A 6289-nucleotide genomic window follows, 5' to 3' on the forward strand; every position below is an offset into this window, starting at 1 on the left:
GACCGTATTCGATCAGGAACAATGAATAGGTGTGGCGAGCCGATGTGCGGGGGTGTTAGGGTGTGCCGCAGATATAACAGGAGGATTTGATCCGTGGAAAAAGGGGCGCTATCGGAATTGGCCGTTGACGGAGCGCGGATCTCCGTGCGGGTGACACCCAAAGCATCGCGCAACCGGATCATACGCGAGGATGGTGTGATCCGCGTCTATGTCACCACCGTGCCCGAAGGGGGCAAAGCGACCAAGGAGGTGGTAAAGCTGTTGGCGCGCGCGTTGGGGGTGCCGAAATCACGGCTGGAATTGCTGCGGGGGGCGACATCGCGCGATAAGGTGTTCGGCATCAAAGCCTAGCCATGCGCAACACGCACTATTTGGGCATTTCAAACCTGTAACTGCCCTCGGGCAAATCCAGTGCTGCTTGCAGATCACGCAATTGCCTCATCGACAGGGTGACCTTCTGCATCTTTCGTGTTCGTTCATCGTATTGCTCGACTGCCACCACGTTGGCAAAGGTGTTGATGATGACGTCTTCTTGCAAGGGCAGCTGATCGTCATCGACAAGGGTGACAACAGTGGCGTCAAATTCGTGCTCTATGGTGAACATATCGGTAGCATAAATGCGCAACAGCTTTGATTGCAAGCAAAGTTGTGCATTGTGGGGCTAGTGGAAAAATTGAGCAGGGCAATCGCGCTAAAATGCCAAGATGTAACTGATCTTCAGCGTTGTTGACTCATAAAGAGGAGAAGGCAATATTCTATCAGGATGTTTTAGAACAACGTTAAAGCTGTCGTGGGTTACTTCACCGCGGATCATGCTGCGCGGGTTAACGGTATATTGCAATCCTACCCCCACCGTGACTCCGGCGTTGATCCCCAGACTGGTTTGGTTTTCCACTGTCATTCCCCTGCCTTTCATCAACCCAAGGCCAAGCGCAAAATATACTTCCAGCCCTCTATCCAGTTTGCGCCCATAAATGCCGCGCAACCGGTATGTGGTTCGGCGCGAACAGTAATAGGATGTGCTCTGAACGGCCTCGCAGTCAGTATCTCTCGCCGTATCGGTCATCGTTCCGCGCAAAAACCGCTCGATGTTGATCTCGGGTCCGTAGAATATTTTTATTGTGTCCGTTCGGTACCCGAGCACCAGATCGTGGCTCGCGCGTTTGCGCTGCACATATCGTTTTTCGGACTTGAAGTTGTGTGAACTCATCAGACGATAGGAAAAACCAGTTCCGAAATAATAGTTCGATTCAGCAATGACACGGACAGGCGTCAAACAAATTCCGCCTGTAGCAATACATATAATTGCAACCTGTCTCATCAGTAGCATTCTGATCCCGATCTACTACCGCCTAGGATGATTCGCGTATGCTCCCCTCAACCAAACCTACAAATTTATTCCCCTTTCAACAATAATTAGCAGCAGATGGAATGGATATGAGCGAATTTTCCCCACTGGGGAATGTAGAAAACCAGGCGCAGGGTCGAATGTCTGCACAACCAAGCACAGGAATGCCCACGGGGCTGTTCATTGGCTGTAATTTTGATAGATTTAGCCGTGAGGCTAGCAGAGGAATGATAAATGCGTAAGATTGTGATGGCTGTTGTGGCCCTGACCCTATCCGGTTGTGCCACCGTGACCGGCCCTGATCCACAGCAAAATCCGCCCGCCAAAGTCACAACAGTTGCCGCCCCACCGCCCGTCAGCCAAAATCGCGCGGCGCGTAATTTTCTTGCGGTGGTGGAGCGAATGGAGCCGGTTGCCGAGCGGGAATGCAGGACCCGCACCAGCGGCACCAATTGTGATTTCAAAATCGTGGTTGATGACCGCAAGGGCCAGCCCTCAAATGCCTATCAGACGCTGGATCAAAATGGCCGCCCGGTGATCGCCTTTACCAGTGCGCTGATTGCCGAGGCCCGCAATCAGGATGAACTGGCGTTTATTCTGGGCCACGAGGCGGCACATCATATCAGGGGCCACATCCCCAAAACCCAGCAAAGCGCTGTTGCAGGCGCAGTGGTTGGTGGCCTTTTGGCCGCCGTTCTGGGGGCAGGGGACGCTGGCATTCAAGAGGCGCAGCGTCTGGGGGGGGCGGTGGGCGCACGGACGTATTCCAAGGACTACGAGTTGGAGGCTGATGAGTTGGGCACGGTGATTACAGTGCATTCCGGATATGACCCGATCAAGGGCGCTGCATTCTTTAATCGTATACCCGACCCGGGTGATCGTTTCCTTGGGTCGCACCCGCCCAATGCCGCACGTATCCAGACTGTGCGTCGTACAGTGGCCAATATGTAGTCTGGCACTTATCTAAAGGTAAATTCACTATGGAAATGAGCCAAGTCGAAGCCCACTATGTGGATCGCATTGGGTGGCTGCGGGCCGCTGTTCTGGGTGCCAATGACGGTATCGTTTCAACCGCAAGCCTGATTGCCGGGGTTGCCAGCGCGGGGATGACGGCCTCCGAAATCCTGCTGGCAGGCGTTGCGGGCCTTGTGGCTGGTGCGATGTCGATGGCTGCGGGGGAATATGTGTCGGTTTCCTCGCAAGCCGATAGCGAGAAAAGCGATCTGGCCCGCGAGGCACGTGAACTGGCGGAGCAACCGGAATTCGAGCGCAAAGAGTTGGCGCAGATATATGTCGAGCGTGGCTTGTCCCCCGAACTGGCCGATCAGGTGGCGGCGCAACTGATGGACCATGACGCGCTGGGCGCACATGCCCGGGACGAACTGGGTATTTCCCATGTGATCACAGCGCGCCCCATTCAGGCCGGGCTTGCCTCGGCTGCGGCATTTACCGCGGGCGCGGCGTTGCCGGTGGTGTCGGTGCTGCTAACACCCGAGGTATTGATTACCGAAGTCGCAACCGGTGTGTCACTGGTGGCACTGGCGTTGCTGGGGGCTGTGTCGGCTCGTGCCGGTGGGTCGGCCATAATACCTGCCGTTTTGCGTGTGACATTCTGGGGTGCTTTGGCGATGGCGGCCACGGCTGGGGTTGGCTATTTGTTTGGCACAACGACAGTTTAGGCGGTGGTTTAGGACATGCGGCAATTCGAGAATGTTGTCAGGGATAAAGGGTCAAAATACGCGGTCAGCGGCGCACCTGTCGCGGATCGCGACGAGGCCAAGGCATTTTTGCGCGCGTTGAAACGTCATAAAAAATACGGTCGTGCCACACATAATTCATGGGCTGTGCTGTTTCGCAGCGGACGGGGTGAATTGGTGCGGGTTAAGAACGACGATGGCGAAGGCGGGGCGGGCAATGTGATCCTGCGCAATCTGGAGCGCGAGGGGCTTGAGCAGCATATCATCGTGGTTACACGCTGGTATGGCGGGGTGAAACTGGGCGGTGACCGGTTTCGCCATATCCAGCGCTGTGTGCGCCATTATCTGGATCATTGGAAACATTAAGGGCCGTCCAGAATGGTGATCTTTTTGCCCTTAACCCCCGCAAGATTTGTTTTAGCCGTCCAACAGGGGAGGGCAGACATGTATACGCCTATATTGGATAATATCGAAACTAACATGGTAACATTTCCAATCTTCTGACCGAATGTTATTGGGAGCGGCATGTGGTCGAGCCGCGTAATCGGGGAACGGGATATCCAAAATTCACGTCTTAGCCATAAATGGCTTGAGGTCTTCCGGTTGGCGGCGCAATCAGGCTCGATGCAAACTGTTGCTACGGAAACTGGTCTGTCGGTTTCAACCGTATCGCACCATTTGCGCAGCCTTGAGGACCAGTTGGGTGTCAGCCTGATTGATCGTAGCCGAAGGCCAATGGCGCTGACCCTGACTTGCAACGTCTTCTTGAACGATATTGAGGAGGCGCTGCGCCTGATCCGCAAAGCCGAGGTTGAGGCGACCTCGGGTAATATGAGCGAGGCGCGCAGTTTGCGGTTGGGGCTGGTCGAGGATTTTGACAGCGAAATCGCGCTGGAGCTTGCGCGGCTGTTGGCGGCTGGCATGCAGAGCTGTGAAGCCACCCATTATACCTGCGGAAACGATATACGTTTCCGCACTTTTACGAATACCGGTACAAGCGGAAAGTCGGCGTATCTTTTCCACGACCAACCCAAAATTTTATGCCCATGTCCGGAATTCAAACCGCGGCTTGATCTCAGTCATAATCGTTTCTCCATTCGTTTTGGCAAGGGTCTGAACGCTTCACTTCAAGTGGCAGAACAAGCAGCTATTTCTCCCCTGAGAAGGCCTGACTATCAGCTCTGACACTAGTGCCACGGTGAAATGGAAATCTAATTAGCAGGGGCAATAGGACCAATAAGAGATTTTAATGAGGGACGATTTGGAAATTGATTTCAAGGCAATCTATTTACTAAATCAAACGATTGTTTTATGTCACGCTAAATCCCTTCCGCGTAATTGTAAATCAAAAGGGCTCTAGATGGCAAAGAACCAGCATACGAAAAATCCCACCCGCGCAGCCCTTATAAATGCTGGGTTGCATTTGTTTGGCGAACAGGGCTTTGATGCCACATCGACCCGTCAGATAGCAAAGGCTGCCGAGGCAAACATTTCGGCAATTTCATACTATTTTGGCGGGAAAGAGGGGCTGCGGTTTGCCTGTGCTGAATATGCCGTCGAGATGCTGACAAACGTAACGAATGAACGTCTGCCCGAGATCAGGGAACTGGATCAGCAAAGCGCAGTAATGGCGCTGGAGCAGATACTGTCAGGTCTGGTCAATATGCTGTTGCAACAACCGCAGGCCAAAGACCTGTCCCAGTTTATCTTACGGGAAGTGGCGCAAGCCGGAGAGGTATTGGATGCTATATTCCCGAAGTTTATTGAGCCGGCCCACAAGTCTCTATGTGCATTGTGGGCGCGGGCGACGGGGCAAGATGCCCAAAGCGAGGAGGTCATTCTGACATTGTTTTCCCTACTTGGGCAGGTGGTCTATTTCAGGATTGGTCAGGACATTGTGAACAAACGGATGGGCTGGGATAGTGTTGGTCCCGCACAGGCCGCTATGATAGAAAATGTTATCCGTGCAAATCTACGCGCCACCCTAGAACTGGTCAAGAAAGGATCAGATCAATGAGTTTCCTTTGTTCCATCCCGTTACTCAATTCATTGCTTGCCGCCTGCGTGGTTCCGCTGCCGCTGGCAACAGGATATGTTGAAGGGGAATACATTCTGCTGGCACCGATCGAAATCGCGCAAATTTCGGATGTTCGGGTCAAGAGGGGTGATTTAATCGTTTCCGGTCAGGAATTGGCGGTGCTGGAACATCGCGACTCCGAGATCGCCGTTTCCCAGGCGCAGGCAACACTGGCGCAAGCCAAAAGCAAACTGGCCGATATTTCGCAAGGGCGTCGGCCACAGGAAATTGCGGTGATCGAGGCGTCATTACGGTCGGCTAATGCGCAGGCAAAAGAGGCAATACGGGAACTGGAACGTCAAAGCGATCTGGTTCGGCGCGGGGCTATCTCGCAATCCAAGTACGATCTGGCACAAACCCAAAGCGAAGTAGCAAGTGCGCATGTGGCCGAGCTTGACGCCAATCTGGCAGTCGCAAAACTGCCGGCTCGCCCCGATGCGATTGCGGCGGCACAAGCAACGGTTTCACAGGCACAAGCAACATTGGAAAATGCGCTTTGGCGGCTTTCAAAACGCACTATGGTGGCCAGTAACAACGGCACTGTAATCGATGTGATCCGCAACGCTGGCGAAACCGCAGGACCACAGGCACCCGTGCTTTTGGTATTGCCAAACGGGGCAATAAAACTGCGCCTGTATGTGGCGGAAAGCTATTTATCCACGATTCATCTCGGGACCGATCTGGCCGTGGAATGTGATGGGTGTGCAGACGGTATCACCGCAACAATCAGTTATATTTCAGCGGGGCCTGAGTTTACACCGCCTGTGATCTATTCGCTCGAGAACCGGCAAAAGCTGGTCTATCTGCTCGAGGCACGACTAGAGGGTGACAGTGCCCTGAAACCCGGCCAAATCGTCAATGTCGATTTGCTTGGGGTCGAAAAATGAAAGCCATCGACGTTCACGGTCTGGTAAAACGTTACGGCGACAAGACCGTTGTCGACAAGGTTTCCATGTCCGTTGAACAAGGCGAGATATCGGGCTTTCTGGGGCCGAACGGGTCTGGAAAAACCACCACTATTCGGGTGATGTGCGGGCTGCTGACACCGGATGCGGGCGGCGGCACTGTGCTGGGTATGGACCTGCGCCGTGATCAGTTGAAAATCAAGCGTGAGGTTGGGTATATGACCCAGCGGTTTTCCTTTTACGAGGACATGTCGATCGAGGA

At 53.8% G+C, this 6289-nt stretch carries 10 protein-coding genes; 8 read left to right on the forward strand and 2 right to left on the reverse strand.

All coding sequences use genetic code 11. The features are described from left to right. Nucleotides 1-93: 93 nt before the first annotated feature. Entirely contained in the window at nucleotides 94-351 is a 258-nt protein-coding gene (locus ACWB12_RS15675; RefSeq protein ID WP_479531033.1) for a DUF167 domain-containing protein, read from the forward strand. A gap of 16 nt (nucleotides 352-367) precedes the next feature. On the opposite strand, the gene ACWB12_RS15680 is transcribed toward ACWB12_RS15675, so the two are convergent. Next, entirely contained in the window at nucleotides 368-604 is a 237-nt protein-coding gene (locus ACWB12_RS15680) for a hypothetical protein (RefSeq protein WP_479531034.1), read from the reverse strand. Nucleotides 605-691: 87 nt separating this feature from the next. Next, the gene (locus ACWB12_RS15685) at nucleotides 692-1330 is read right to left on the reverse strand and encodes an outer membrane beta-barrel protein (protein ID WP_479531035.1); all 639 of its coding nucleotides are present in this window, start codon (nucleotides 1328-1330) and stop codon (nucleotides 692-694) included. Nucleotides 1331-1582: 252 nt separating this feature from the next. Between ACWB12_RS15685 and ACWB12_RS15690 the strand changes: the two genes are divergently transcribed. From ACWB12_RS15690 to ACWB12_RS15720, 7 genes are all read left to right on the forward strand, one after another. After that, nucleotides 1583-2299 carry a M48 family metallopeptidase gene (locus ACWB12_RS15690; protein ID WP_479531036.1) on the forward strand — a complete coding sequence of 239 codons (717 nt, stop codon included), beginning with the start codon at nucleotides 1583-1585 and terminating at the stop codon, nucleotides 2297-2299. 29 nt (nucleotides 2300-2328) lie between these two features. After that, nucleotides 2329-3027, forward strand: a complete 699-nt coding sequence (locus tag ACWB12_RS15695) for a VIT1/CCC1 transporter family protein (protein ID WP_479531037.1) — start codon at nucleotides 2329-2331, stop codon at nucleotides 3025-3027. Nucleotides 3028-3042: 15 nt separating this feature from the next. Further along, entirely contained in the window at nucleotides 3043-3411 is a 369-nt protein-coding gene (locus tag ACWB12_RS15700) for a YigZ family protein (protein WP_479531038.1), read from the forward strand. A 159-nt stretch (nucleotides 3412-3570) separates the two neighbouring features. Continuing rightward, nucleotides 3571-4230 carry a LysR family transcriptional regulator gene (locus ACWB12_RS15705; RefSeq protein ID WP_479531039.1) on the forward strand — a complete coding sequence of 220 codons (660 nt, stop codon included), beginning with the start codon at nucleotides 3571-3573 and terminating at the stop codon, nucleotides 4228-4230. 175 nt (nucleotides 4231-4405) lie between these two features. Continuing rightward, entirely contained in the window at nucleotides 4406-5062 is a 657-nt protein-coding gene (locus tag ACWB12_RS15710) for a CerR family C-terminal domain-containing protein (RefSeq protein WP_479531040.1), read from the forward strand. Beyond that, nucleotides 5059-6009: an HlyD family secretion protein gene (locus ACWB12_RS15715; protein ID WP_479531041.1), complete on the forward strand. Its 951-nt coding sequence runs from the start codon at nucleotides 5059-5061 to the stop codon at nucleotides 6007-6009. Before ACWB12_RS15710 ends, ACWB12_RS15715 begins: the two co-directional genes overlap by 4 nt. Then, the coding region (locus ACWB12_RS15720; protein ID WP_479531042.1) for an ATP-binding cassette domain-containing protein at nucleotides 6006-6289 on the forward strand (284 nt) is incomplete at its 3' end. The genes ACWB12_RS15715 and ACWB12_RS15720, both read left to right, overlap by 4 nt.

It is taken from the genome of Profundibacter sp. (genome assembly GCF_056498605.1).

Coding starts and splice junctions, on each gene's coding strand:
- ACWB12_RS15680 (WP_479531034.1), bottom strand. CDS start 604: ATGTTCACCATAGAGCACGAATTTGACGCCACTGTTGTCACCCTTGTC.
- ACWB12_RS15685 (WP_479531035.1), bottom strand. CDS start 1,330: ATGCTACTGATGAGACAGGTTGCAATTATATGTATTGCTACAGGCGGA.
- ACWB12_RS15690 (WP_479531036.1), top strand. CDS start 1,583: ATGCGTAAGATTGTGATGGCTGTTGTGGCCCTGACCCTATCCGGTTGT.
- ACWB12_RS15695 (WP_479531037.1), top strand. CDS start 2,329: ATGGAAATGAGCCAAGTCGAAGCCCACTATGTGGATCGCATTGGGTGG.
- ACWB12_RS15700 (WP_479531038.1), top strand. CDS start 3,043: ATGCGGCAATTCGAGAATGTTGTCAGGGATAAAGGGTCAAAATACGCG.
- ACWB12_RS15705 (WP_479531039.1), top strand. CDS start 3,571: ATGTGGTCGAGCCGCGTAATCGGGGAACGGGATATCCAAAATTCACGT.
- ACWB12_RS15710 (WP_479531040.1), top strand. CDS start 4,406: ATGGCAAAGAACCAGCATACGAAAAATCCCACCCGCGCAGCCCTTATA.
- ACWB12_RS15715 (WP_479531041.1), top strand. CDS start 5,059: ATGAGTTTCCTTTGTTCCATCCCGTTACTCAATTCATTGCTTGCCGCC.